Source organism: Microbulbifer zhoushanensis, from assembly GCF_021729055.1.
Classification (GTDB): domain Bacteria; phylum Pseudomonadota; class Gammaproteobacteria; order Pseudomonadales; family Cellvibrionaceae; genus Microbulbifer; species Microbulbifer zhoushanensis.
The window spans coordinates 290,689-315,240 of the sequence record NZ_JAJSAO010000006.1 but is presented as its reverse complement, the minus strand read 5'-3'; the positions used below and the strand labels follow the sequence as shown (position 1 = coordinate 315,240).

Below are 24,552 nucleotides of genomic sequence, written 5' to 3'. Positions count from 1 at the left end.
CGGAATCCCACCGCCAGGCCGGCATAATAGCCATAACAACAATGAAGAAAGCATGACAGGGGATTGAGGAAGCCATGTCCGAACCTCGCTACAGCCTGATATTCCGCGGCGACCTGGTGCCGGGCTTTACTGCCGGCGACGTCAAGGCCAACCTGGCGCGCCTGTTCAAGGCCGGGCCGGACACCGTGGAGAAACTGTTCAGCGGTCGCCCGCTGGCGATCAAGAAAAACCTGCCCGAGGCGCAGGCGCAGCAGATGCTCGCGGCGCTGGAGAAAGTGGGGGCAAAGGCCGTATTGAAGGCCGAGGGACAGCCGGGAAGTTCATCCGCTGCAACTCCCTCGCAATCGCGAGCCGGGACAGCCGGTGCCCCGGAGCAGAAACCGGCTGCCGGTGCGGCAGGCCTCAGTGTTGCCCCGATGGAAGGCAACCTGGTGCGGGACAGCGAGCGCCAGCGCAGTGCGGCTGTGGACGTGGATACCGGCCACCTGAGCCTTAAACCGCAGCAGGGCAACCTGGTGGAGGAGAATGAACACCAGCGGCCGGCCGCCGCTCCGATCAGCGTGCCGGACTGGCAGCTGCAATAGGGCTATTGCCACGGACAGCTCCAGAAACGAAAAAACCGGCCATATGGCCGGTTTTTTTTATACCTGGGCGGAATGGCGTATTCAGCCTTCCTCTTTCAGGTAGCGCTCGCGGGAGGACATAACTTCGGCGCGGGCGGCGTCGGCGTTGTCCCAGCCGTCTACCTTCACCCACTTGCCGGCTTCCAGCGCCTTGTAGTTCTCGAAGTAGTGCTCGATCTGCTTCAGCAGCAGTTCCGGCAGGTCGCCGATTTCCTGTACGTGGTCGTACAGCTTGGTCAGTTTGGTGTGCGGTACCGCCAGCAGCTTGGCGTCGACACCGGACTCATCGGTCATCTTCAGCACGCCGATTACGCGGGAGCGGATCACGGAGCCAACCATTACCGGGTAGGGGGCCACAACCAGCACGTCGAGGGGATCGCCGTCCTCGGACAGGGTCTGCGGCACGTAGCCGTAGTTGGCCGGGTAGAACATCGGGGTGGCCACGAAACGGTCCACGAACACCGCGTCTGCATCCTTGTCCACTTCGTACTTGATCGGGTCGTGGTTGGCCGGGATTTCGATGATGACGTTGATATCGTTGGGCAGGTCCTTACCTGCGGAAACCTTGTCGAAGCTCATTGCTGTTCCTGATTAAAAAGTGGACGAAAATTCGGGAGGGCGGATTATAAACCCTGCGCGGCGTCGCTGAAAGCACCGGCGTGCGGGAAGTGCACATCTGGCCCTGTGGTCACCGAATGGCCCCGCATTGACTATGCTGTTAGCGAGATACCCGCTGGTGGATAACAACAATAGCGAGGCCCCCGATGCTCGATCCGAGCCAGACCCCCGGATTATTGCCGCGAGAGGTACGGACTGCCGCCCAGGCCCGGCAGATTGTCGAAGAACGCCAGCTGACCCACGTCAAGGTGGGGCTGTTTGACAACGACGGCGTGATGCGCGGCAAGTACATGAGCCGCGACAAATTCTTCTCCGCCCTGGAGCACGGCTTCGCTTTCTGCGACGTGGTACTGGGTTGGGACGTCAAGGACCAGCTCTACGACAATGCCAGCTACACCGGCTGGCACACGGGCTATCCCGATGCCCCGGTGCGGGTTCTCCCGGAAAGCTGTCGTGAGATTCCCTTCGAGGATGGCATGTTGCTGTTCCTGGCGGAGTTTGACCGCCAGGCAGAGGAGGTCTGTCCCCGCGGCACCCTGCGCCGGGTGGTGCAACGCTGCCGCGAGGCGGGTTTCGAGCCCATGGGCGCACTGGAGTACGAATTCTTCCTGTTTGACGAGACGCCGGATTCCGCGCGGGAAAAAGGTTTCCGCAACCTCAAACCCTTTACCCCGGACTGGTTTGGTTACTCGGTCATCCGCAACTCGGTCCACTCGGAACTGCATCGCCAGATCCTGGAGCTGGGCGAGCGGATGGACTTCCCCATCGAGGGGCTGCATACGGAAACCGGGCCGGGCGTGCTGGAGGCGGCGATCACCGTGGACGGCGCCGAGGCTGCCGGTGACAAGGCTGCCCTGTTCAAGACCTTCCTCAAGGTGCTGGCCCAGCGCAACGGGCTGATGGCGACGTTTATGGCCAAATGGTCCGGCGACTACCCGGGCCAGAGCGGCCATATACACCTGTCCCTGCGCGATTGCGACTCGGGCAAGTCGGCCTTCTTCGACCCGCAGCAGCCACAGAACATGAGCGCCGTACAGCGGCATTTCCTCGCCGGCCAGCAGCGCCTGATGCCCGAACTCCTCGCCATGATGGCTCCCACGGTCAACAGCTACCGGCGGCTGGTGCCCGGTTTCTGGGCGCCCACCGGAGCCACCTGGGGGGTGGAGAACCGCACCGCGGCCCTGCGGGTGATTCCCGGCAGCGACAAATCACAGCGGCTCGAGTACCGGCTGGGCGCGGCCGACGCCAATCCCTACCTGGCCCTGGCGGCAGCGCTGGGGTCGGGCCTCTACGGCATCCTGCAGGGTTGGGAGCCCGGCGAGCCGGTAGCCGGCAATGCCTACGCGCTGGAGCAGCCGGAGGAACTGGCCCTGCCGCTCACCCTGTGGGACTCGGCTCAACGCCTCAGGGAGTCAGACGCCGCGCGGGAATTGTTCGGCAACAGCTTCGTGGACCATTTTGTCGCCAGCCGCGAGTGGGAGGAGCGGGAGTACCGTCGCCATGTGAGCGACTGGGAGCTGGAGCGCTACTTCGAGATTATCTGAGCGCGGGCAGGCCCGCGCCGACCATTACCGGATACTGGAATTCATGCAAAAACTGCAGTGTATTTCGCCCATCGATCACTCGGTCTACGTCGAGCGCCCGCTGGCGGAACCTCCTGAAATCAGCGCGGCACTGGAGCTGGCGGCTGGTGCGCAATCGGCCTGGGCCCGCACCCCGCTGGCCGAGCGGGTCGCCATCGTGCGCCAGGCAGTGATGTTGATGCTGGATCGCAGGGCGCGGCTGGGGGAAGAGTTGTGCTGGATGATGGGCCGGCCGATCCGCTTCGCCGAGGGCGAAATCCTCGGCTTTGCCGAGCGGGCCAATTACATGGCAGATATTGCCGCAGACTCCCTGGCGGATATCCGCCTGCCGGAAAAGACCGGCTTCACGCGACTGATCCGGCGCGAACCATTGGGTACTTCCCTGGTAGTGGCGCCGTGGAATTACCCTTACCTGACGGCGGTCAATGCCGTGGTGCCGGCGCTACTGGCGGGCAATGCGGTGATCCTGAAGCACTCCGCACAGACGCCGCTGTGCGCTGAGCAGATGGTGGAGGTGTTTGCCGAAGCCGGGCTGCCGCAGGGGGTATTCCAGTACCTGCACCTGTCCCATGCCGACACCGAGAACCTGGTGCGCGCACCGGAAGTGGCTCATGTGGCCTTTACCGGCTCGGTGGCCGGTGGTCGCATGGTGGAGCGCGCTGCCGCGGGTCGTTTTATCAAGCTGGGCCTGGAGCTGGGCGGCAAGGATCCCGCTTATGTCCGGGCGGACGCGGACCTGGACCATGCGGTGGCCGCCGCGATCGACGGGGCCTATTTCAATTCCGGCCAGTCCTGTTGCGGTATCGAGCGTATTTACGTACACGAGTCGCTGCACGACGAGTTTGTGGAGCGCGCGGCCGGGATTGTGGGCGCCTACCGGCTGGGCCGGCCCGATGACCCGGACACCAACCTGGGCCCGCTGGTGCGTGCCGAGGCGGCCGACTTTGTCCGCGCCCAGGTGGACGAGGCCATTGCCGCGGGTGCCACCGCCCATATCGATCCGTCCGGTTTTGCCATGGACCGGCGCGGCACTGCCTACCTGGCGCCCCAGCTGCTTACCGGCGTGGACCACAGTATGCGGGTGATGCGCGAGGAGTCTTTCGGACCGGTCGTGGGGTTGATGCCGGTACGCGATGATGCCGAGGCGCTGGCACTCATGAACGACAGCGAATTCGGCCTGACCGCGGCCATCTTCACCGCCGATGAACAGGCCGCACTGGCACTGGGTGGGCGGCTGGAATGCGGTACGGTATTTATGAACCGCTGTGATTACCTCGATCCGGCCCTGGCCTGGACCGGTGTCAAGAACTCCGGTCGCGGCTGCACCCTGTCCGGCATCGGCTACGAACACCTGACCCGTCCCAAGTCTTTTCACCTGAAACACCAACCCTGAGCCCCGAGGCCCGCCATGAACACCCGAGCCCCCTCCGTAAACTGGAATTACCCCACCGCCATGCGCGTGGGGCCCGGCAGGGTGAATGAACTGCCCGCGGCCTGCCGGGAGCTGGGAATCCACACGCCAATGCTGGTGACCGATCCCGGCCTGGCGGACCTGCCAATGGTTGAAACCGCGTTGCGGATCTGCCGCAATGACGGACTGAAGATTGCGGTGTTTGCCGATGTGAAAAGTAATCCCAACGGCGCCAATGTGGACAGTGGGGTGGCGGCCCTGCGTGCCGGCTGGCACGACGGGGTAATAGCCTTCGGCGGCGGCTCGGCCATGGATGCCGCCAAGGCCATCGCCCTGATGGCTGGCCAGGGCCGGCCACTGTGGGATTTCGAGGACGTCGGGGACAACTTCCGGCGTGTGGACGAGGCCGGCATGGTGCCGGTCATCGCCGTGCCCACCACCGCCGGTACCGGTTCGGAAGTGGGGCGCTCCTCGGTGATCACCGACGATGTGGCCCGGGTCAAGCGGATTATCTTCCACCCGAAAATGCTGCCGGCACTGGTGATCCTGGACCCGGAGCTGACCACCGGGCTGCCGCACAGTATCACTGCTGCCACCGGCATGGACGCACTCTCGCACAACCTGGAGGCATACTGCGCGCGCGGCTACCACCCCATGGCCGAGGGCATCGCGCTGGAGGGCATGCGGCTGGTGCATGAATACCTGCCGCGTGCGGTGGCGGATGGACGTAATATCGAGGCGCGCCAGCAGATGCTGGTGGCTTCCAGCATGGGTGCCACCGCCTTCCAGCGTGGGCTGGGGGCCATGCATGCGCTGTCCCACCCGCTGGGTGCGCTCTACGATGCGCACCACGGCCTGCTGAATGCGGTACTGATGCCCTACGTGTTGCAGGCCAATCGCGACGCACTGGAGGCACCCATGGAGCGGCTGGCGCGCTACCTGGACCTGCCACAGGCGGGGTTTGCCGGTGTACTCAACTGGATCCTGGCCCTGCGCGCCGAGATCGGTATTCCCCACAGCCTGGAGGAAATCGGTATCGGCACTGACCAGGTGGAGCAGGTGGGCAATATGGCTGTGGCCGACGCGGCGGCGGCGGGCAACCCGCTGGAGTTCGATGCGGCCGGATACAGCGCCATCCTTGAACGGGCGCTGCGGGGCGTGGTCTGAGAAATACCGCCCCGGAATCCGGAGCGCGGCTATACACGTATGGTGCACATATACATAACCCGGAGAAGGAATGTGAGGATGCGCTGGCTACTGGCCTTATTATTGATTATCGGTGCGGCGGGCCCGCTGGCCCAGGACGATACCAAGAGCATCCGTACCGCGGTTTTTGCTGGCGGCTGCTTCTGGTGCATGGAACCGCCCTACGACAAGCTTGAGGGTGTACTGGAGACAACATCCGGCTACAGCGGCGGCGAGGTGGAAAACCCCACCTACGACCAGGTTTCAAGCGGGGGTACCGGTCACGCCGAGGTGGTGCAGGTGAAGTATGACGCGAGCAAGGTAAGCTACCCGCAGCTATTGCAGGTGTTCTGGCGCAATGTGGACCCCTTCGATGCCGGTGGCCAGTTCTGTGATCGCGGCAGCCAGTACCGCAGTGCCATCTTCTATGCCAATGAGCGCGAGAAGCGCCAGGCCGAGGAAAGCAAGAAAGTGCTAGAGGAAAAACTGGGCAAGAAAATCGTTACTGAAATTGTCCCAGCCGCTACCTTCTACCCTGCCGAGCAGTACCACCAGAATTATTACCAGCGCAACCCCGTGCGCTACAAGTTTTATCGCTACCGCTGTGGCCGCGACCAGCGGCTGGAAGAGGTGTGGGGAGGGACCTGATCGCCCACCTGGATTTGTACGAGTGAAGCCCGCCATAACGCGGGTTTTTTATGAATGGTCACCAGTCACATTGCAAGTGTGGGATGCTCCACACGGTAACCTCCTGTACCGCAATTCTTCATCCTTTTCTCATCTGTTGTTAGAAAACGGCTGTCATCCTGTCGCGCTCCCGGAAGCGGTTGTTCCGGAAATCCATTAGCGCAGGGGGAATAAACCGCGTGTCTGGGGCCGGGTTGAGAGTGTCATCCCGGGCACTTGTGAACGCAGCCTCCACTGCACGATAACGACAGGGACAAACCTAATGAAACGATTCAAGGGCGCATGGCTGCCCACGTTACTTCTCTCCGGCATGCTTCCCGGTGTGGCTTCCGCGGACCTGCTGATATCCGAATACATCGAGGGCAGCAGTAACAACAAGGCACTGGAAATCTATAACGGTACCGGTGCACCCGTGGACCTGGCGGACTATGCGGTAGAGGTCTATTTCAACGGCTCGGTATCGCCGGGTGCCAGTATTGGCCTGACAGGGGCCCTGGCCGACGGCCAGGTATTCGTGCTGGCTCATGGCAGCGCCGATCCCGCCATGCTGGCGCAGGCGGACCAGACCTATGGCGGCGGCCTGTTCAATGGCGATGACGCAGTCGTGCTGAGCCGGCTGGGACAACCGGTGGATGTGATCGGCCAGGTCGGCGTGGACCCCGGCAGCCAGTGGGGCGACAGCGCGGTGGGCACCCAGAACCAGACACTACGGCGCAATGAGGGGGTCAACAGCGGCCGTACCGATGGCGGCAACACCTTTGATCCGCTTCTTGAATGGACCAGTGCCGGGCAGGACAACTTTGACAACCTCGGCTCTCACGGCGGGGCCGATGGCGACACTGGCGGTGGCGGCGTCGCGATGGGCCAGTGCGGCGATTCCGCCACCCTGGTCAGCGCCGTACAGGGCAGTGGTGCCGCCAGCCCGCTCGACGGTGAACGCGTCGAGGTGGAGGCCGTGGTGGTAGGGAGTTTCCGGGACACGGCCAGTGGCCTGGGGGGATTCTTCCTGCAGGAAGAGGACGCAGACCAGGATGGGCTCGATACTACCTCAGAGGGCCTATTCGTCTATGACAGCGGTTTTGGTGTCGAGGTACAGGTCGGTGACCTGGTGCGTGTCGTCGGCAATGTCACCGAGTATTACGACTTTACCGAGCTGACCGGGATCGACGGCGTCAAGGTCTGTAGCAGCGGTCACAGTGTTACCGCTGCACAGCCGGTACTGCCTTTTGCCAGCGCCGATGCGCCCGAGCGTTTCGAGGGCATGCTGGTGGAATTTGCGCAGGAACTGACCGTCACCGGCCATTACAACCTGGCCCGTTATGGGGAGGCAGAGCTGTCTTTCGGCCGCCTGTTTATTCCCACCAATATCGTCGAGCCGGGGCCGGCGGCCCTGGCCCAGCAGGCCGCCAATGACCTGAACCGCATACTGCTGGATGACGGTTCAACGGTGCAGAACCCAGGGGTAATTCCCTACCCGGCACCGCAGCTGGATGCCACTAACAGCCTGCGCGCGGGGGCTAGGGTTGCCGGCCTGCGCGGGGTGATCGGCTACGGTTTCGGAGCCTACCGTGTACACCCGGTAGAGGCGCCGCAGTTCAGCGATACCAACCCACGAAACCCGGCGCCGGAGCTACCGGGTGAGGGCAGCCTGCGGCTGGCCAGCTTCAATGTGCTGAACTACTTCAACGGCGACGGTAATGGTGGAGGATTCCCGACCGATCGCGGTGCTGACACCCCGGAAGAGTTCCAGCGCCAGCGGGACAAAATCATCGCTGCAATCCGGGCCATGAACGCAGACATCATCGGCCTGATGGAAATCGAGAACGACGGCTACGGCGCCGATAGTGCCATACGGGACCTGGTGGATGGTCTCAATACCACCGCCGGTGCCGAGGTGTATGGTGTTGTCGATCCGGGCACCGCGCAGCTGGGCGACGACCAGATTACGGTGGGTATCGTCTACCGCAGCGACCGCGTGCAGCCGCTGGGCCCCGCCGTCACCCTGGACAGCTACCCGTTTGATGACCTTAACCGCCAGCCGCTGTTGCAAGGGTTTACGGAAATATCCAGTGGCGGAACCGTGGCGATAGCCGTTAACCACTTCAAGTCCAAGGGCAGCTGTTCCGGTGACGGTAGCCTCGATGATGACCAGAACGACGGCCAGGGCTGCTGGAACCGGGTGCGCACCCAGGCCGCCGAAGCGCTGGCCAGCTGGATCGCCACCGATCCCGCTGGTACCGGCACTGAGGGGGTGCTGGTCCTCGGCGACCTGAACAGCTATGCACGGGAAAACCCCATCACCACCTTGAAGGAGGCCGGCTATACCGATCTGTTGGACCAGTTCGGCGGCAGCGGGGCGTATTCCTATATCTTCGCCGGCCAGGCGGGTTACCTGGACCATGCCCTGGCCAACGCTGCCCTGGCGCCTTCGGTCACCGGTGCCACTGCCTGGCATATCAACGCCGATGAGCCCCGGGCGCTGGACTACAACACGGAGTACAAGAGTGCGGAGCAGGTAAATAGCCTCTACAGCGCCGACGCCTACAGAGCCTCGGACCACGACCCGGTAATCGTGGAGCTGGACCTGACCCCGGCCAACAGCGCGCCGCAGGCCGATTTCACTGTTGATACCGCAAATCGGCATGTCCAGTTCACCGACCTCAGTTCGGATGCGGACGGTGAAATCGTGCGCTGGCAGTGGACTTTCGGCGATGGTGCAACCAGCGCCGAGCAAAACCCGAAGCACCGCTACGCCGCGCCGGGCGAATACACCGCGACGCTATTGGTGGAAGATGATCTCGGGGCCACCACAATGGCCCAGCGCCAGGTCGTGGCTCCGGATGCTCAAAACGCGCAACTACTGCGCTTCCGCGTACACCGCTTCCTGAACTGGGTATGGGTCAGCGCCCGTGGGCGGGGCGCGGCGTACCAGAGCTACAGCTGGAACTTCGGCGACGGTACCCTGGAGCAGGGCACCGGAGGCTGGCACCGCTACGACCAGCGCGGTAGCTACAGGATCACGCTGACAGCCACAGACGACACAGGCCGCGAGCTGTCGGCCAGCCGTCCGGTCACCATCGCACGCATGGGGTGGTAACTGGTATTCCACCGGATCCAACAGGATTTTGAGCACAGAAGGGCCCTGTCAGGGCCCTTTTTTTATTGCATTTCACTGCGTGAGTGCCGGCTTTGTATGTTTTATGGCCGTCGAAACCGAAAGGTAGGCGTAATTGCGTGTAATTGCTGGGTCCGGCGGTAAGAGTGACTGTTACGCCGATATGTGGCTAGATATCGACATCAATGGTTAGATGTAGCCATGTATGTCCAGATATAGGCATATGGGCAGATATGACCATGCCCATGAATAAACTGTTAGGTTTTGCCCATGAACGTCCTCATCATCGCAATATCTGTATTTCTATATGTGCTTTTCGGTGTAATTTTTGGGTTTGCACTGAGTTCGCATAATGATGTATTGCTTGGGCGTAGACCAAACACAAAAAATAGGCTTGTTCTGTTTCTTGCCAGGCCGACGCAAAATATTAGAGGTATCGAAAGAGCAATTTTTGTAGTTGGTATGCTACTTTGGGTTCCTCTATTTGTAGGTATCATTGCAACACCTATAATTTTGGCGGCGAAGTATGCCAGTGAAATAGAAAAGGTGGTTTTCCTATTGCTCGTGCCTTGTGTTCTTATCGGCAAATTGTATGGTTCGTACAGGTGGCGTAAGCTCGTATGAACCATACAAGCGGCTGTTATCGCCCCTGTGGGGCTGGAACAGTCTTTCCGCCGCTTCGCGGCTCCAAGTCCGCTCCAAAAGCCGGGCGTGAGAGCTTTGAGTGGTAATAATGAAAAAAATAGTAATTTTCGGCCTATTAGCATTCGCTGGCTGGAAGCTGTACCAAGAAAAATTCGCTGCTCATGGAGCTCGTTGGGGAGATTATGAGGTAGAGAAGGTCGGTCGTTCCGTTGATGGCATGGAAACGATCAAACTTTCTCCATCTAGGGGGGCTGATAAATCTAGCCAGGTTTTATATCAAAAGTTTAAATGTGATGGCCGGCAGCATTGTAGCCAAATGACGTCCAGAGAAGAGGCGGTTTTCTTCATAAGAAACTGTCCTAATACAAAAATGGATGGAGACAATGATGGTATTCCCTGTGAGAACGATTCCAGGTTCTGAGTCCGCCAACTCTAATAATCACAGGCAGTATGCTAAGGCCCTCCGGCCCTTCGCGGGGCGTTAGTTGTCCCAAGGAGAAATATGAAAGGCCTGAAATTAGCCGGGTTGATTACCGGATTGATAGCGCTTTCTATCGGCTACATTTTTTTAGATCCAGTTGGGCCGGATACTGGAAGTTCTGCTGCCGGGGCGGCGGGGTTGGTTATCATGTTTGTCTTAGTCCCAGCCCTGGGGGCTTCAGCGATAATGGTTGTTCCAACTTCTATAGCATTGCTATGGAATGGAAACCGTTTGCGAGCGAATTTGCATGGTATGTTTTGGCATGGCATCTGGGCTATAAATGGGGTTTTCACACTTAGTTATCTGCTGCTGGTTTTGTACTTTTTTTATATCTGGATCGTTGCTGGTGCGGCCAGCTAAAAAGTTAACGCAGATCGCGGACGCATGCGTCATGTTGATGTATCATTTTTTCAGGGAGGAAAGTTAAGTATGTCAGTTTCAATCAATGGATTCTCGTTTCCTGCGTCTCTGTTTACCGCATATATGGTGTTTTCAATCATTGTCTCGGTAACAGTTGCTCTCTACTTTACCCGGGGGCGTACCTGGCAGGCCCGGCTCGCGTGTACATTTCTGGCGGTGATGCTCAGTTTTTCCATGTTGTGGAACTGGGTTTACCTTGCGGCGCTATCTATCTTTGCAATGCGCGATGGTCAATATAATAAGAAAGGCAGTGTTGTGGGGTAGCTCACACAGAAGAGTTAAGAAAGCGGAATAGGTGATAAAAAGTAGAGGTTGTCTGCTGTCGCATCTTTAAAGTGGTGTGGGCGTGCTCTAGCTAAAAGGTGAGTAAAGCATGGCAAAAAATGAGAGGCGATATATGAAAGCGGTAAGTTGTAGCTACGACAAGGTACACGCTACCCTCGAATAGCAGACACCTGTATAGTCAGACTTCGGACTGACATAATAGTTGTCCATAACTTCCGGGGCTTCGTTATGGTTGTGATTTGGCCGGCCTTGACAAGGCCTGGAAGTTTTACCCGGAAGCAGTCCCAACGCATTTGCCAATGCGTCTGGCTTTTGAAATTGGGGGGTGTATGAAGAAGAAATATCTCGGCGTTGTGCTGATGGTCGTGGGCATCGCGGCAGTCGTCTGGGGCTACAACATTTACGATTCAGCCAGTTCGGAGGTTACCCGGGCGCTGACTGGCGACTCGCCGGCGGAAGCCTGGGCGGGCATGGTTGGTGGTGCCATCTGTTTTGCCATCGGCTTACTGAAAGTAAAGTAAAGTCTGTAGTGGCTGCCGGCGTAGCAGCCACCGCTCCTGTCCCGAGTTTGTCACCGCAGCCTCTCACTGCGTGGGCTTATTCCTGAAGCGAACCGGGCTGCTCCGGGGCACCGACTCCAGCTGGCCTTGCCAGGGCTGGAGCCGGCACCAGCCGAGTTACTCGTTTCCAGCTTCCTCCATCAGTTGCCGGTAAAACCTTGTGGCGCCGACCATGTTGTCGATGCTGATGCGCTCGTTGGTGCCGTGGAAACCGTGGGTATCCTCGCTGGTGACCACCATGGGGTTGAACCGGTAGCTGTTATCCGCCACTTCCTCGTAGCGGCGGCTGTCGGTGCCGCCGATGGTGAGGCCCGGGGCAATTACCTGCGGGCCGTAGGTCGCGCGGCTGGCGGTCGCGATTGCCCGGAAGCCGTCGGCATCCTTGCTGGAGACGCGGGAGGCAGGGCGACCTTCCCGTACCCTTACCTCAACCCTTTCATCGTCGATTGCCTGCTCCAGGTGGCTCACGATGCCGTCGATAGTGTCCCGCGGATGTACGCGCAGGTTGACGGTGGCCACCGCCTCGATGGGCAGGACATTGTCCTTGACGCTGCCGGACAGCATGGTGGGGGCGGTGGTAGTGCGCAGCATGGCGGCGGTACCGGGCTGGTCTTCCAGTACCGATTCAATCAGGCCGCCGAACAGCCAGCGGTTGGCGAACAGCATGCGTTTGCCAAACGGCATATGCGGGGCCACCGCATCGAACATGCCGGCGCCCACGCCCTCGAGGCCGCCGGGCAGCGGTTGCTGTTTCAACCGCACCAGCGCCGCTGCCAGGGTATCCACTGCGGTTTCCCGCGGCGGCATGGAGGAGTGGCCGCCGCGGCCGCGGGCCACCAGGTCCACGGTCAGGTAACCCTTCTCCGCGATATTGATGCTGGCCACCGGCTGGTCCACGCCGGGAATAAAGCCGTCCAGCAGGAATGAGCCCTCGTCCAGGCTCCAGGCCAGCTGTACGCCGTCATCCTGCAGTTTCTGCACCACGGCGGCCGTGCCGTGATCGCCGCCGATCTCCTCGTCGCTGGTGAGGCTGATATAGATGGTGCGCTGTGGCTGGAAGCCCTGTTCCAGCAGTGCGGTAGTGGCCTCCATCAGTGCGATGGCCGCCCCCTTGTCATCGAGGGTGCCCCGGCCCCAGATATGGGTCTCGTCCACGATGCCGTCATAGGGCGGGTGTTGCCACTCGTCTTCAGTGCCCGGGATTACCGGTACCACATCGTAGTGGGCGGAGAGCAGGATGGGCGCCAGGTCCTCGCGCTGGCCGGGCCAGGTGAACAGCAGGGTGTAGGGATGCTCGGTGTCCACACCCAGCTGCTGCGGTGGCATGGCGGTGTGGACGGCGGGGTAGGTGGCCGCGAGCCACTCGATAAATGCCGCGAACTGCGCCCGCGTGGAGGCCGACTCCATGTCCGCGGAGATGGTGCGAAAACGGATGGCCTCGGACAGGTGGCGGGCGATCTGCTGTCCGTCCGGGACATGGGTATCGGCCGCTGTGTCCACGGGTGCCGGGGCCGAGTAGCTGGCGGTGCGCACCAGGAGTACGGTTGCCAGCAGCAGGGACAGGCCGGCCACTGCCAGCAGGGCTTTTTTCATGGCGGTTTCCATTGTCGTTATTCTGTGTTGTGTAATCTCCAAGTGAGCCTATCTTACCGGCAGGGCCGTGGCACCTGCATTGACCGGGGCGCTGGCGCCAGCTGACCATCCAGCTCTGGCGCTGTTACTGCCCTGGGGCCGGGTGCGGGATTCCGTGGATGCGCTTGATTTCCGTCGGGGCGGGCCCCAACTAACGTCGTGGCAGCCGGGGCGTTATCGCGCGGTGGCCAGAGCAAGACCGGTCCCGGTGACCGGCGCCTTCCCCAGACGCAGAAAGGAGCTGTTGTGCAAGCCTATTCCCTGCTCGACCTGTCCCCCATTACCGAAAACAGCGATGCCGGGCGCGCGCTGCGTAATTCCCTCGACCTGGCGCAGCATGCGGAAGACTGGGGCTACCGGCGCTTCTGGATGGCCGAGCACCACAACCTCGGTGGCGTTGCCAGTGCCGCGACCTCGGTGGCGCTGGGCTATATTGCCGCGGGCACCCGCAGGATCCGGGTGGCCGCGGGCGGCGTGATGCTGCCCAACCATGCGCCGCTGGTGATCGCCGAGCAGTTCGGTACCCTGGCTGCGGTCTACCCGGACCGGGTCGACCTGGGGCTGGGGCGCGCGCCTGGCACTGACGGCGCCACCATGCGCGCCCTGCGCCGTGACCCGATGACGGCTGCCGACCAGTTTCCCGATGATGTGCAGGAGTTACTGCGGTATTTCGAGCCGGCACAACCGGGCCAGCGGGTGCAGGCCGTGCCCGGTGCCGGGCTGCGGGTGCCGGTGTGGTTGCTGGGCTCCAGCCTGTACAGCGCGCAGCTGGCGGCCGCCATGGGCCTGCCATTTGCCTTTGCTTCCCACTTTGCCCCGGCGATGCTGGACCGGGCCCTGCACCTGTATCGGGAGCAATTCCAGCCCTCGCAATACCTCGATGCCCCCTACGCTGCGGCGGCGATCAATGTATTCGCCGCGGACTCCGAGCTAGAGGCGCGGAGGCTGATGACTTCTGTCGAGCAGCAGTTTATTGCCCTGCGCCGGGGTAATCCCGGGCCCCTGAAGCCACCGGTGGACGATCCGGAAATGATTGCCCCCGCTGCAGAGCGGATGCAGGTGGCACAGGCGCTGGCAGAGACAGCCGTGGGCACAGAAGAGATGGTGTCCGCGTGGATCGACCGGTTCCTGGAGCGGACCCGGGTCGACGAGCTGATTGTGACCGGGGCCATGTACGATCACGACGCCCGGCTCGAATCCTTCCGGATCGCGGGAGAAATCCTCGCCGGGCGTGTCCGCTGACCCTGGTGGGGCCCGAAAATGAAAAAACCCCGCAGTGCGGGGTTTCGTTCGCCGGGAGGGCAGCCAGGAGGACGCTTAAACGTCGAAGCCGTCCGGCAGCTTCTTTTCCACCAGCTTCTTCTTCAGGCGTGCATAGTGGGGGATGCCGTTCTTGTAGGGCGGGTAGTCCTCACCCTGGATCAGCGGCAGCAGGTAATCGCGGCCGGCCTGGCTGATACCGAAACCGTCTTCGCTGATAAAATCTTCCGGCATCATCTTTTCCACGTTGGCCACTTCCGACAGCGGGGCCTCGCCGATGGACCAGCCATACTCGGGGCCGCTGTCGCGGACGATGATGGGCATGATCGCATTCTTGCCCTTTACCGCCATCTCCACTGCGGCGTGGCCGACGGCATAGGCCTGCGACACATCGGTGGCGGAGGCGATGTGGCGGGCGGCGCGCTGCAGGTAGTCGGCCAGGGCCCAGTGGTATTTCAGGCCCAGTTCCTCTTTCACCATCGTGGCAAGGGTGGGGGCCACGCCGCCCAGCTGCTTGTGGCCGAAGGCATCCACACTGCCGGCGTCGGCGAGGAAGGTGCCGTCGGCATACTGGGTGCCCTCGGAGGCCACCACCACGCAGTAACCTTTTTCATCCACGGTTTTCTGCACCTTCTCGAGGAATTTCTCCCGGTCGAAGGCCACTTCCGGCAGCAGGATGATGTGCGGTGCATCGCCTTCCTGCTCCTGCGCCAGGGCGCCGGCGGCGGCGATCCAGCCGGCATGGCGACCCATTACCTCGAGGATAAATACCTTGGTCGAGGTGTCACACATGGAGGCCACGTCCAGCGCCGCCTCCCGGGTGGATACGGCCACGTACTTGGCGACGGAGCCGAAGCCCGGGCAGTTGTCGGTGTGCGGCAGGTCGTTGTCGACGGTCTTGGGAATATGGATTGCCTGGATGGGGTAACCCATCTTCTCGGACAACTGGGAGACCTTGAGGCAAGTGTCTGCGGAGTCACCGCCGCCGTTGTAGAAAAAGTAACCGATATCGTGGGCCTTGAAGACCTCGATCAGGCGCTCGTACTCGGCCCGGTTCTTCTCCAGGCTCTTCAGCTTGTAGCGGCAGGAACCGAAGGCGCCGGAAGGGGTGTGGCGCAGGGCAGCGATGGTTTCAACGCTCTCCTGGCTTACGTCGATCAGCTCCTCACGCAGGGCGCCTACAATACCGTTCAGGCCCGCATAAACGTTGCCGATCTGGTCGCTGTGTTCGCGGGCGGCCTCGATGACACCGCAGGCCGAGGCGTTGATCACGGCGGTCACGCCGCCAGATTGTGCGTAAAAAGCGTTCTTCTTGGGCATAGTCATCCTACAGGGGGGCTGAGACGGGCAAATTTGGGGGCGGAGTTTACTGGAATGCCGTTGCATTTGCACAGGAAACGGCGGGATTTGACAATCACGGTTGCCCGGCGGCGTGGTAAGCTTGCCCGCCTTCGCGACCAGCAAGAGCAATCTTTTACGGTATGCATATTCATATATTAGGTATCTGCGGCACCTTCATGGGCAGCCTGGCCCAGCTGGCGGTGGCCGAGGGGCACAAAGTGACCGGCAGCGATGCCAACGTTTACCCACCCATGAGCACCCAGCTGGAGCAGGCGGGGATACACCTGACCGAGGGCTATGACCCGGCCCAGCTGGAGCCGGCGCCGGACCTGGTGATCATCGGCAATGCGCTGTCCCGGGGTAACCCGGCGGTGGAGGCGGTTCTGGATCGCGGGCTGCCCTATACCTCCGGCGCCCAGTGGCTGTGTGACCACTTCCTGGGCGGTCGCTGGGTGCTGGCGGTATCCGGTACCCACGGCAAGACCACCACCGCGAGCATGCTGGCATGGATCCTCGAGAGCGCGGATATGAAGCCCGGGTTCCTGATCGGCGGGGTGCCGCGCAACTTCGGCGTTTCCGCACGACTGGGGGAAACCCCGTTCTTTGTCGTGGAGGCGGACGAGTACGATACCGCCTTCTTCGACAAACGCTCCAAGTTCGTGCACTACCGCCCGCGTACGCTGGTGATCAATAACCTGGAGTTCGACCATGCGGATATCTTCAATGACCTGAAGGATATCCAGCGCCAGTTCCACCACCTTGTGCGCACCGTGCCCGGCAATGGCCTGATCGTGTCTGCGCCCGATGAGTCCGTCGAGCAGGTACTGGAGCAGGGCTGCTGGACCGAGGTGCAGCGCTTCACCTGCGAGGGCGAGGACGGTGTGCGGCTGGGAGACTGGTGTGCCGTGAATATCTCTGCCGACGGTACCGCCTTTGCGGTGCAGTTCCGCGGGGCTGAAGTGGCGCGCGTGGAGTGGCCCTTTACCGGCCTGCACAATGTCCGCAATGGCCTGGCGGCCATGGCAGCGGCGCGCCATGTGGGCGTGGACCCGGCGGTGGCGGCCGAGGCGCTGCAGCAGTTCGAGGGAGTCAAGCGGCGCATGGAGTGCCTGGGTCGCGTCGGCAATATCAGTGTGTACGACGATTTCGCCCACCACCCCAGCGCTATTGAAACCACCCTCAATGGCCTGCGCGCCAAAGTGGGCAGTGACCGCATCATTGCCCTGATTGAACCGCGCTCCAATACCATGCGTATGGGAATCCACCAGGGCAGGCTGGCGAAGGCCTGTGCCGGCGCCGACCTGGTGCTCTGGTATGAACCGGAGGGCATGGATTGGTCATTGGGTGATGTGGTTCACCACTCCCCTGTGCCGGCAAAGATTTTCGACAATATAGAGGCTGGGGTAGAATCCGCCGTAAACCTGGCCGAACCGGGTAGTCACATTGTGATCATGAGTAATGGCGGCTTCGGCGGTATTCACCAGCGGCTGCTCGATACGCTGGAGCAGAAGTACGGCGGCGCACCGTCGTGACGCACCGTTCCTGAGGGAAACCGATTTGTCCCAGAACCCGTTCAGCAAAACCGTCACCCTTGCGATTACCGGTGCCTCCGGGGCCCAGTATGGCCTGCGGCTGATGCAGTGCCTGCTGGCGGCGGACTGTCGCGTCTGGCTGCTGCTGTCCGACGCTGCGCGGGTGGTGATTGATACCGAGACCGACTGCCGGTTGCCCGAGGGCGGCGATGCCGAAGTGGAGGCCTTCCTGGCGGCGCGCTTCGGTGCCCGCGAGGGCCAGCTGCAGCTGTTCGGCAAGCGGGACTGGTTCTCGCCGGTGGCCTCCGGCACCGGTGCCCCGGCCAGTATGGTGATCTGCCCGGCCAGCGGCGGCACCCTGTCGGCAATCGCCTGCGGGGCCTCCAACAACCTGGTCGAGCGCGCGGCAGATGTGGCGCTCAAGGAGCGTCGCCAGCTGATCCTGGTACCCCGTGAGGCGCCGTATTCGGAGATTCACCTGGAGAATATGCTCAAGCTGACGCGCATGGGTGCCACCGTGTTGCCCGCCAGCCCTGGCTTTTACCAGCGCCCGCAGACGGTGGAAGACCTGGTGGACTTTATCGTCGCGCGCCTGCTCGACCAGCTGGGCGTGGAGCAGGCCCTGCTGCCGCGCTGGGGCGAGCCCGCCGGCGAAGGGCGTGGCCGGTGAAGCCCACGGTGACCATTCATTACTGTGTCCAGTGCAACTGGATGCTGCGCGCCACCTGGATGGCGCAGGAGCTGTTATATACCTTTTCCGACGACCTGCAGCAGGTGGCCCTGCAGCCGGGCAGCGGGGGAGTGTTCGAGATTTCCGTGGACGGGCAGCCCATCTGGGAGCGCGTGCGGGACGGGGGATTTCCCTCGCCCAAGGAACTCAAACGGCGGGTCCGGGATCTGTTATTCCCGGACCGAGACCTGGGGCACGTGGACCGATGAGCGTTCCCGGGCCCGGTGCCGTCACCGCGGGTATCCCCGTGGCCGGCAGTTCACGGCCGCCTGGCGGCGCGCGTGAACCTGTTATTACGATTACATAGCGAAAATTTATGCTGTCTGCTTTCAAGACCTTCTACGAAAAGCTGGTAACCGGGCGCCCGAAGACGGTGCTCGCGGTGGTGGTGCTGCTGACCCTGGCCGCGGCCGCCGGCCTGCCGCGCTTCAAGATCGATGCCTCGGCGGACTCGCTGACGCTGGAAACCGACGACGCGCTGGATTACTACCGCAAGATCGCCAAGCGCTACGCTACCGGCGATTTCCTGGTTGTTACCTACAAGTATCGCCACGGCGACCTGTTTCAGGACGAGTCCCTGGCCACCCTGGGCAACCTGCGGGACGAGCTGGTGCAGGTGGACGGTGTCGAGAGCGTACAGACGATCCTGGACGTGCCGCTGCTGTACAGCCCCAAGCCCGCCATCTCGGAAATCTCCGATGGTATCCGCACCCTGTCCACGCCGGGTACCGACAAGGACAAGGCGCGCAAGGAGTTCCTGTCTAGCCCTATTTACCGCGACCTGATCCTGAGTCCCGACGGCCAGACCACGGCGCTGCTGGTAAACCTGGAGTTGGACCAGCGCGGTATCGAGCTGGTGCGCGAGCGGGATGCCCTGCGCCGCAAGCGCAATGAGGAGGGCCTGACTGAAGCGGAGGCGGCGCGCCTGGAAGAGGTCAGCCAGACTTACCTGGAGCACCGCACCCGGATGGACCTCGAGTCCCGTGAGCGCGTGGCGGAAGTGCGCGGGATCCTCGACGGTTACCGGGCTGATGCAGAGCTGTTCCTGGGCGGTGTGTCCATGATCACCGCCGACATGATTGCGTTTATCAAGAGCGACCTGGTGGTGTTCGGGGTGGGCATCCTGCTGTTCATCATCGTGACCCTGCTGATCATTTTCCGCCAGGTGCGCTGGGTGCTGCTGCCCCTGGCCACCTGTATCGTCACTGCGGTGACCATGCTGGGCCTGCTGAGCTGGCTGGACTGGCGCCTGACGGTGATCTCCGCCAACTTTGTGGCGCTGTTGCTGATCATCACCCTGGCCATCACCATCCACCTGTCGGTGCGCTACCGGGAATTCATCGCGCAGAACCCGGACTGGACCCGGGAGGACCTGGCGCTGGCGGCGGTGCGCTTTATGGCCAAGCCCTGCCTGTACACAGCCCTTACCACCATCGTCGCATTCGCATCGCTGGTTGTCAGTGGTATCCGCCCGGTGATCGATTTCGGCTGGATGATGGTGATTGGTGTCTCACTGGCGCTGGTGATGTCATTCCTGGTTATCCCCGCGGCGCTGGTACTGCTGCCCAAGCGCAGTGACGGGGTCAGCCAGGACAACTCCCACGCATTCACCCTGTTGTTCTCGCGCTTTGCCGAGCGCCGCCGCGGGATCGTACTGGGCGCTGCCGCCGTCGCCGCGGTAATCAGCGTGGCCGGGGCCACCCAGCTGCGAGTGGAAAACCGCTTTATCGATTATTTCGACAGCTCCACCGAGATCTACCAGGGCATGCTGGTGATCGATCGCCGCCTGGGCGGTACGGTGACGCTGGACATCATCCTCGACAAGCCGGAGCAGGAAGAGCCTGCCTTCGAGGGAGAGGAGGATCCCTTCGCTGCGGAAGGCGGTGATGAGTATGGCAAGGCCGAGGATCCTTTCGCGGTGGAGGAGGACCCCTTTGCATCAGAGGGGCAGGGCGTGCAGGACAGCTACTGGTTTACCGTGGCCGGCCTCAACAAGATCGAGAAGCTGCACGACTACCTGGAGAAACAGCCGGAAATCGGCAAGGTGCAGTCGCTGGCGACCCTGTACAAGGTGGCGCGCGACCTGAATAACGGCCCGCTGAACGATTTTGAGCTGGCCGTGGCCCGTACCAGCCTGCCGCAGGAAATCACCGATGTACTGGTTGAGCCGTACCTGTCCCTGGAGCACAACCAGGCACGGATCACCCTGCGGGTCATGGAGACAGACCCGAACCTGCGCCGCGATGAGCTGATCCAGCGTATCCACGATTACGCGCACAACGACCTGGGCATCGCACCCGAGAATATCCGCCAGACCGGCCTGCTGGTGCTCTACAACAACATGCTGCAGAGCCTGTTCAAGTCGCAGATCCTCACCCTGGGTGCTGTGTTTATCGGTATTCTGCTGATGTTCCTGGTACTGTTCCGCTCGCTGTGGCTGGCGATCATCGCATTGATTCCCAATATGCTGGCGGCCACCGTGGTGCTCGGCGGGATGGGCCTGGCGGGGATCCCGCTGGATATGATGACCATCACCATCGCGGCGATTACCGTGGGGATCGGTGTGGACCATGCGATCCACTACCTGTACCGGTTCCGCGCAGAGTTTGCCAAAGACGGCGATTATGTAGCGACCATGCACCGCAGCCATGCGACCATCGGCCGGGCCATGTTCTACACCGCGGTTACCATTATTGCCGGCTTCTCGATCCTGGCACTGTCAAAGTTCGTGCCGTCGATCTACTTTGGCCTGCTGACCGCCCTGGCTATGTCGGCAGCGCTGCTGGGTTCCCTGACCCTGCTGCCGCTGTTGCTGCTGCTGATCAGGCCGCTGACGGCCCCGGAGGCGCGGGGAAAGCCCGCAGTGGTGACTGAAGGGGAAGGCGAAGCCCGCGCGGTGGCCGAGTGAGATGGACCAGGGTTGGCGAGCGCCCGATAGCCCGAGAGGGTGCATTGACATAAAGTGACAATAGCTGCGCCCCCTGGGCCGTTGGTCTCAGTGGGCGCAGGCAATTGATCAGTCGCTGCGACTGGTGACCTCTACCAGGTGATAGCCAAATTGTGTCTTGATCGGCCCCAGGACTTTATTCAGCTCACCGGTAAACACGGCCTCATCGAATTCCGGCACCATCTGTCCCTTGCTGAACTCCCCAAGGTCGCCGCCGTTGCGCCCGGAAGGGCACTTGGATTGTTCCTGGGCGATAGCGGCAAAGTCGCCACCCTCCTCGATTTTCTTTTTCAGTTCCTGGCACTTTTCTTCCGTCTCTACCAGGATGTGGCGCGCAGTGGCTTTCGGCATGGTATTTCTCCAATTGGTCTGAAAGGTTGTCGATGATAGCGGATGCGGTGTGAGCTTAGCAGCCGCATTCTCAATATTGCGTGTGAAGCGTGCGTTATTGGCCGGACATGGCAGCGAATGTATTGCACTGGTTCACGTCCCCGGTGGTGAAGCCGCGCTTGAACCAGAACATGCGCTGCTCGGCGCTGCCATGGGTGAAGGCGTCGGGCGTGATCGCCCGGCCGGAGCGACGCTGGATCACGTCATCACCAACCGCCGAGGCAGCGGCCAGGCCTTCCTCGATATCGCCGGGCTCCAGCATCTGGCGGTCACGGTGTGCATAGAAGGCCCAGACGCCGGCGTAGCAGTCGGCCTGCAGCTCGAGCATGACGGACAGGCGATTGCCGGTGGCCTTGTCAGACTGCATGCGCGCCTGTTGCACTTTCTGGGACGTGCCCAGCAGGTTCTGCACATGGTGCCCGACCTCGTGGGCGATGACGTAGGCAAACGCAAAGTCACCGGAAGCACCCATCCTGCGCAGTTCACCGAGGAAATCCAGGTCCAGGTAGACCTTGCCGTCGCCAGGGCAGTAGAAGGGCCCCACGGCGGAGGAGTTGGTGCCGCAGGCGGAGCGAATCATGTCGTCATAGAGGACCAGCTTGGGGGGGGTATAGCGGGAACCGGCGGTCTGGAACAGCTTGCCCCAGGTGTCCTCGGTGTCGGCGAGCACGACCGAGACAAAGTCCGCCACCGTATCACTGCCGGAGCCCGCTGCCGTGCCGGGCTGGCCAGCCTGGCCGCTGTCCAGCCCCGGGGGGGCTTCCCGGGGGGCGCCGGTAAAGAGCTGGTTTCCGCCGAACAGGTAGAACAGTGCCAGTACCGCCAGGATGATCCAGCCGGTCTTGCTGCGGAGCAACAGCGGCGCAAGGGCCAGCAGGTTACCCAGGCCACCGGCGCCCCCGGCCCCGGATTCGCCGCGGCGGTCCTCCACATTGCTGCTTCTGCGACCTTTCTGCCACCGCATGGGCATTCTCCACAACCACTTTTCCTAGAGTCTAGACCAGGTGGCACAAAATTCTTTTTCGGGGGTGGGCTGGCGGACGGCAGATGTTATCTTTTAATGAGTTACCGGTCCGGAGTGAGAGCCCGTTTTGCAGCAGATCCCCCTGTTTCCCCTGCGTGTCGCGTTGTTTCCCGGCATCACCCTGCCATTGCGGATTTTTGAGCAGCGCTACCTGCGGCTCGTGAGTGAATCACTGAAATCCGGTACCGGCTTCGGGGTGGTGCTGATTCGCGACGGCAGTGAGGTGGGGCGGGCGCAGGTCTGGCCGGTTGGCGTGGAAGTGCAGATTGTCGACTGGAGCCAGGGCGACGAGGGCCTGTTGCATGTGGACGTGCTCGGCCAGCGCCGCTTCCGGCTACTGGACACCCGGCGGGCGGAGGATGGCCTGTTGTTGGGCGATGTGGAGTGGCTGCCCGACGAGCCGGAGCGGCCCGTCCCCCCGGAGTGCGACGGCCTGCTGGCAATGCTGGAGGAGCTGAAAGACCACGCCGCCATGCTGTCCCTCAAGTTTTCCCCGGTCGACTCTGCGGATGCCCTGTCGTGGCAGCTGGCCCAGCTGCTGCCGCTGGAGGACAGCGTGCGGATCGACTTGCTGGGTACCGGGGACCCGCTGGAACGCCTCGCCACCATCGCATCCAACCTGGACCGCTGGACCCGGGAGTAGTCCGCAGCCCGGCCGGGTTTCATTCCGCGCTGCCGTTTGGCCGCATTGCGCTGTCGGTGCGTTATACTGCGCGGCCTTATTTATTACCGGTCATGCAGTAAACAGCACGGAGAGCCATAGTGAACAGCGCCAGTACCCCGGCAGAGGCCGGGCAGCAGTCCGCCGAGGAACGTATCGCAGGGATGGGGCGTGCCGCCCGCGCCGCCTCGCGGTTGATGGCCCGGGCGGATACGGCCACCAAGAACCGTGCCCTGCGGGCGATCGCGGCGCGACTGGATAGTGACCGTGAGGCGGTCAGGGAAGCCAATGCGCGGGATATGCAGGCCGGCCGCGACAGTGGCCTGGACGCGGCACTGCTCGACCGGCTGGAGCTGAACGACGAGCGCATCGACGCGATGATCGCTGGCCTGCAGCAGATCGCCGAGTTGCCGGACCCGGTTGGCGAGATCGAGGACATGGCCTACCGGCCCAGCGGTATCCAGGTGGGCCGGATGCGTGTGCCACTGGGTGTGGTGGGCATCATCTATGAATCGCGCCCCAACGTGACGGTCGATGCTGCCAGCCTGTGCCTCAAGTCCGGCAATGCCACGATCCTGCGTGGTGGCAGTGAGGCCCTGCACTCCAATGGCGCCATTGCCGCCTGCATCGCCGCTGGTCTCGGGGAGGCCGGCCTGCCGGAAACTGCGGTCCAGGTGGTGGATACCACCGATCGCGCGGCCGTGGGGGCATTGATCAGCATGCCCGAGTACGTGGATGTGATTGTCCCCCGCGGTGGCCAGGGCCTGATCGAGCGGGTCAGCCGCGATGCGCGGGTACCGGTGATCAAGCACCTGCACGGCGTCTGCCATGTGTATATCGACGACCGCGCCGATCGTGACAAGGCCTTCAATATTGCCCTGAATGCCAAGACCCATCGCTACGGCGTCTGCAACGCCATGGAAACCCTGCTGGTGGCGGACGGGGTTGCCGACGATATCCTGCCGCGACTGGCTGCGGCCTACCGTGACAAGGGCGTGGAACTGCGTGGTTGCCCGCGTACCCGGCAGGTGCTGGGTGACTGCGCCGAGGCCAGCGAGGGCGACTGGAGTGAGGAGTACCTGGCGCCGATCCTGGCGATCCGGGTGGTGGCAGACATTGATGGCGCCATGGAGCATATCGCCAGTTACGGCTCCGGGCATACCGAGGCCATTGTCACCGAGGACTACAGTCGTGCCCGGCGTTTCCTGGCCGAGGTTGACGCCAGCTCTGTGATCGTGAATGCGTCGACGCGTTTTGCCGATGGCTTTGAATACGGCCTGGGGGCTGAAATCGGTATCAGTACGGATAAAATCCACGCCCGCGGCCCCGTGGGACTGGAGGGGCTCACTTCACAGAAATGGATTGTGCTGGGCGACGGGCAGGTTCGCCAGTGAGCCGGCGCGAGTGGTGACGGGGACAGGG

Annotated in this window: 23 protein-coding genes; 18 read left to right on the top strand and 5 right to left on the bottom strand. The window is 62.2% G+C overall.

Translation table 11 applies throughout. The features are described from left to right. The first annotated feature begins 74 nt into the window (after positions 1–74). Positions 75–584, top strand: coding sequence for a hypothetical protein (locus LVD10_RS14395; RefSeq protein WP_233006095.1), 510 nt, complete (start codon positions 75–77; stop codon positions 582–584). 81 nt (positions 585–665) lie between these two features. Here LVD10_RS14395 and ppa read toward each other — a convergent pair whose 3' ends face one another. Beyond that, on the bottom strand, positions 666–1,202 hold the full coding sequence (gene ppa, locus LVD10_RS14390; RefSeq protein ID WP_233006094.1) for an inorganic diphosphatase: 537 nt from the start codon (positions 1,200–1,202) through the stop codon (positions 666–668). Positions 1,203–1,387: 185 nt separating this feature from the next. On the opposite strand from ppa, the gene LVD10_RS14385 reads away from it, so the two are divergent. The 10 genes from LVD10_RS14385 (at position 1,388) to LVD10_RS14340 (ending at position 11,574) form a co-directional block, all read left to right on the top strand. Next, positions 1,388–2,785 (top strand): glutamine synthetase family protein, encoded by a 1,398-nt coding sequence (locus LVD10_RS14385; RefSeq protein WP_237064085.1) that lies wholly within the window; start codon positions 1,388–1,390, stop codon positions 2,783–2,785. 43 nt (positions 2,786–2,828) lie between these two features. After that, positions 2,829–4,217: an aldehyde dehydrogenase family protein gene (locus LVD10_RS14380; RefSeq protein ID WP_237064084.1), complete on the top strand. Its 1,389-nt coding sequence runs from the start codon at positions 2,829–2,831 to the stop codon at positions 4,215–4,217. A gap of 15 nt (positions 4,218–4,232) precedes the next feature. Next, positions 4,233–5,402, top strand: coding sequence for an iron-containing alcohol dehydrogenase (locus tag LVD10_RS14375; RefSeq protein ID WP_237064083.1), 1,170 nt, complete (start codon positions 4,233–4,235; stop codon positions 5,400–5,402). A 78-nt stretch (positions 5,403–5,480) separates the two neighbouring features. Further along, positions 5,481–6,068, top strand: a complete 588-nt coding sequence (gene msrA, locus LVD10_RS14370; protein ID WP_237064082.1) for a peptide-methionine (S)-S-oxide reductase MsrA — start codon at positions 5,481–5,483, stop codon at positions 6,066–6,068. A gap of 301 nt (positions 6,069–6,369) precedes the next feature. After that, a complete protein-coding gene (locus LVD10_RS14365; RefSeq protein WP_237064081.1) occupies positions 6,370–9,204 on the top strand; it encodes an ExeM/NucH family extracellular endonuclease in 2,835 nt (944 codons plus the stop codon). Between the two features lie 288 nt (positions 9,205–9,492). Then, a complete protein-coding gene (locus LVD10_RS14360; protein ID WP_237064080.1) occupies positions 9,493–9,846 on the top strand; it encodes a hypothetical protein in 354 nt (117 codons plus the stop codon). A gap of 109 nt (positions 9,847–9,955) precedes the next feature. Continuing rightward, positions 9,956–10,288: an excalibur calcium-binding domain-containing protein gene (locus LVD10_RS14355; protein WP_237064079.1), complete on the top strand. Its 333-nt coding sequence runs from the start codon at positions 9,956–9,958 to the stop codon at positions 10,286–10,288. Between the two features lie 81 nt (positions 10,289–10,369). Continuing rightward, entirely contained in the window at positions 10,370–10,708 is a 339-nt protein-coding gene (locus tag LVD10_RS14350) for a hypothetical protein (protein ID WP_237064078.1), read from the top strand. Between the two features lie 69 nt (positions 10,709–10,777). Further along, on the top strand, positions 10,778–11,032 hold the full coding sequence (locus tag LVD10_RS14345; protein ID WP_233006083.1) for a hypothetical protein: 255 nt from the start codon (positions 10,778–10,780) through the stop codon (positions 11,030–11,032). Between the two features lie 350 nt (positions 11,033–11,382). Next, positions 11,383–11,574 (top strand): DUF3185 family protein, encoded by a 192-nt coding sequence (locus tag LVD10_RS14340; protein WP_237064076.1) that lies wholly within the window; start codon positions 11,383–11,385, stop codon positions 11,572–11,574. A gap of 156 nt (positions 11,575–11,730) precedes the next feature. On the opposite strand, the gene LVD10_RS14335 is transcribed toward LVD10_RS14340, so the two are convergent. Further along, positions 11,731–13,206, bottom strand: coding sequence for a M20 family peptidase (locus tag LVD10_RS14335; RefSeq protein ID WP_233006081.1), 1,476 nt, complete (start codon positions 13,204–13,206; stop codon positions 11,731–11,733). A 285-nt stretch (positions 13,207–13,491) separates the two neighbouring features. Between LVD10_RS14335 and LVD10_RS14330 the strand changes: the two genes are divergently transcribed. Then, entirely contained in the window at positions 13,492–14,487 is a 996-nt protein-coding gene (locus LVD10_RS14330; protein WP_237064074.1) for an LLM class flavin-dependent oxidoreductase, read from the top strand. Positions 14,488–14,562: 75 nt separating this feature from the next. On the opposite strand, the gene LVD10_RS14325 is transcribed toward LVD10_RS14330, so the two are convergent. Beyond that, positions 14,563–15,825 (bottom strand): 6-phosphofructokinase, encoded by a 1,263-nt coding sequence (locus LVD10_RS14325; protein ID WP_237064072.1) that lies wholly within the window; start codon positions 15,823–15,825, stop codon positions 14,563–14,565. 161 nt (positions 15,826–15,986) lie between these two features. Between LVD10_RS14325 and mpl the strand changes: the two genes are divergently transcribed. The 4 genes from mpl to LVD10_RS14305 all read left to right on the top strand — a co-directional run bounded on the left by mpl (position 15,987) and on the right by LVD10_RS14305 (position 21,016). Beyond that, complete coding sequence (gene mpl, locus LVD10_RS14320; protein WP_233006077.1) at positions 15,987–17,378, top strand: UDP-N-acetylmuramate:L-alanyl-gamma-D-glutamyl-meso-diaminopimelate ligase; 1,392 nt, start codon at positions 15,987–15,989, stop codon at positions 17,376–17,378. Between the two features lie 25 nt (positions 17,379–17,403). Then, a complete protein-coding gene (locus tag LVD10_RS14315; protein ID WP_255701160.1) occupies positions 17,404–18,048 on the top strand; it encodes a flavin prenyltransferase UbiX in 645 nt (214 codons plus the stop codon). Between the two features lie 8 nt (positions 18,049–18,056). Continuing rightward, positions 18,057–18,317 (top strand): Rdx family protein, encoded by a 261-nt coding sequence (locus tag LVD10_RS14310; protein WP_255701159.1) that lies wholly within the window; start codon positions 18,057–18,059, stop codon positions 18,315–18,317. 107 nt (positions 18,318–18,424) lie between these two features. Continuing rightward, positions 18,425–21,016 carry an efflux RND transporter permease subunit gene (locus LVD10_RS14305; RefSeq protein ID WP_237064070.1) on the top strand — a complete coding sequence of 864 codons (2,592 nt, stop codon included), beginning with the start codon at positions 18,425–18,427 and terminating at the stop codon, positions 21,014–21,016. Between the two features lie 108 nt (positions 21,017–21,124). Here LVD10_RS14305 and LVD10_RS14300 read toward each other — a convergent pair whose 3' ends face one another. Both LVD10_RS14300 and ypfJ read right to left on the bottom strand, forming a co-directional pair. Next, entirely contained in the window at positions 21,125–21,406 is a 282-nt protein-coding gene (locus LVD10_RS14300) for a peptidylprolyl isomerase (RefSeq protein ID WP_233006075.1), read from the bottom strand. 94 nt (positions 21,407–21,500) lie between these two features. After that, entirely contained in the window at positions 21,501–22,409 is a 909-nt protein-coding gene (gene ypfJ / locus LVD10_RS14295; RefSeq protein ID WP_233006074.1) for a KPN_02809 family neutral zinc metallopeptidase, read from the bottom strand. A 127-nt stretch (positions 22,410–22,536) separates the two neighbouring features. Between ypfJ and LVD10_RS14290 the strand changes: the two genes are divergently transcribed. Beyond that, positions 22,537–23,112: an LON peptidase substrate-binding domain-containing protein gene (locus LVD10_RS14290; protein WP_233006073.1), complete on the top strand. Its 576-nt coding sequence runs from the start codon at positions 22,537–22,539 to the stop codon at positions 23,110–23,112. A 119-nt stretch (positions 23,113–23,231) separates the two neighbouring features. Further along, positions 23,232–24,524, top strand: a complete 1,293-nt coding sequence (locus LVD10_RS14285) for a glutamate-5-semialdehyde dehydrogenase (RefSeq protein ID WP_255701158.1) — start codon at positions 23,232–23,234, stop codon at positions 24,522–24,524. The last annotated feature ends 28 nt before the right edge of the window (positions 24,525–24,552 follow it).

Excerpts from the sequence above, each read along its gene's own strand:
- LVD10_RS14395 (WP_233006095.1), top strand. The coding sequence starts at position 75 with ATGTCCGAACCTCGCTACAGCCTGATATTCCGCGGCGACCTGGTGCCG.
- ppa (WP_233006094.1), bottom strand. The coding sequence starts at position 1,202 with ATGAGCTTCGACAAGGTTTCCGCAGGTAAGGACCTGCCCAACGATATC.
- LVD10_RS14385 (WP_237064085.1), top strand. The coding sequence starts at position 1,388 with ATGCTCGATCCGAGCCAGACCCCCGGATTATTGCCGCGAGAGGTACGG.
- LVD10_RS14380 (WP_237064084.1), top strand. The coding sequence starts at position 2,829 with ATGCAAAAACTGCAGTGTATTTCGCCCATCGATCACTCGGTCTACGTC.
- LVD10_RS14375 (WP_237064083.1), top strand. The coding sequence starts at position 4,233 with ATGAACACCCGAGCCCCCTCCGTAAACTGGAATTACCCCACCGCCATG.
- msrA (WP_237064082.1), top strand. The coding sequence starts at position 5,481 with ATGCGCTGGCTACTGGCCTTATTATTGATTATCGGTGCGGCGGGCCCG.
- LVD10_RS14365 (WP_237064081.1), top strand. The coding sequence starts at position 6,370 with ATGAAACGATTCAAGGGCGCATGGCTGCCCACGTTACTTCTCTCCGGC.
- LVD10_RS14360 (WP_237064080.1), top strand. The coding sequence starts at position 9,493 with ATGAACGTCCTCATCATCGCAATATCTGTATTTCTATATGTGCTTTTC.
- LVD10_RS14355 (WP_237064079.1), top strand. The coding sequence starts at position 9,956 with ATGAAAAAAATAGTAATTTTCGGCCTATTAGCATTCGCTGGCTGGAAG.
- LVD10_RS14350 (WP_237064078.1), top strand. The coding sequence starts at position 10,370 with ATGAAAGGCCTGAAATTAGCCGGGTTGATTACCGGATTGATAGCGCTT.
- LVD10_RS14345 (WP_233006083.1), top strand. The coding sequence starts at position 10,778 with ATGTCAGTTTCAATCAATGGATTCTCGTTTCCTGCGTCTCTGTTTACC.
- LVD10_RS14340 (WP_237064076.1), top strand. The coding sequence starts at position 11,383 with ATGAAGAAGAAATATCTCGGCGTTGTGCTGATGGTCGTGGGCATCGCG.
- LVD10_RS14335 (WP_233006081.1), bottom strand. The coding sequence starts at position 13,206 with ATGAAAAAAGCCCTGCTGGCAGTGGCCGGCCTGTCCCTGCTGCTGGCA.
- LVD10_RS14325 (WP_237064072.1), bottom strand. The coding sequence starts at position 15,825 with ATGCCCAAGAAGAACGCTTTTTACGCACAATCTGGCGGCGTGACCGCC.
- mpl (WP_233006077.1), top strand. The coding sequence starts at position 15,987 with ATGCATATTCATATATTAGGTATCTGCGGCACCTTCATGGGCAGCCTG.
- LVD10_RS14305 (WP_237064070.1), top strand. The coding sequence starts at position 18,425 with ATGCTGTCTGCTTTCAAGACCTTCTACGAAAAGCTGGTAACCGGGCGC.
- LVD10_RS14300 (WP_233006075.1), bottom strand. The coding sequence starts at position 21,406 with ATGCCGAAAGCCACTGCGCGCCACATCCTGGTAGAGACGGAAGAAAAG.
- ypfJ (WP_233006074.1), bottom strand. The coding sequence starts at position 22,409 with ATGCGGTGGCAGAAAGGTCGCAGAAGCAGCAATGTGGAGGACCGCCGC.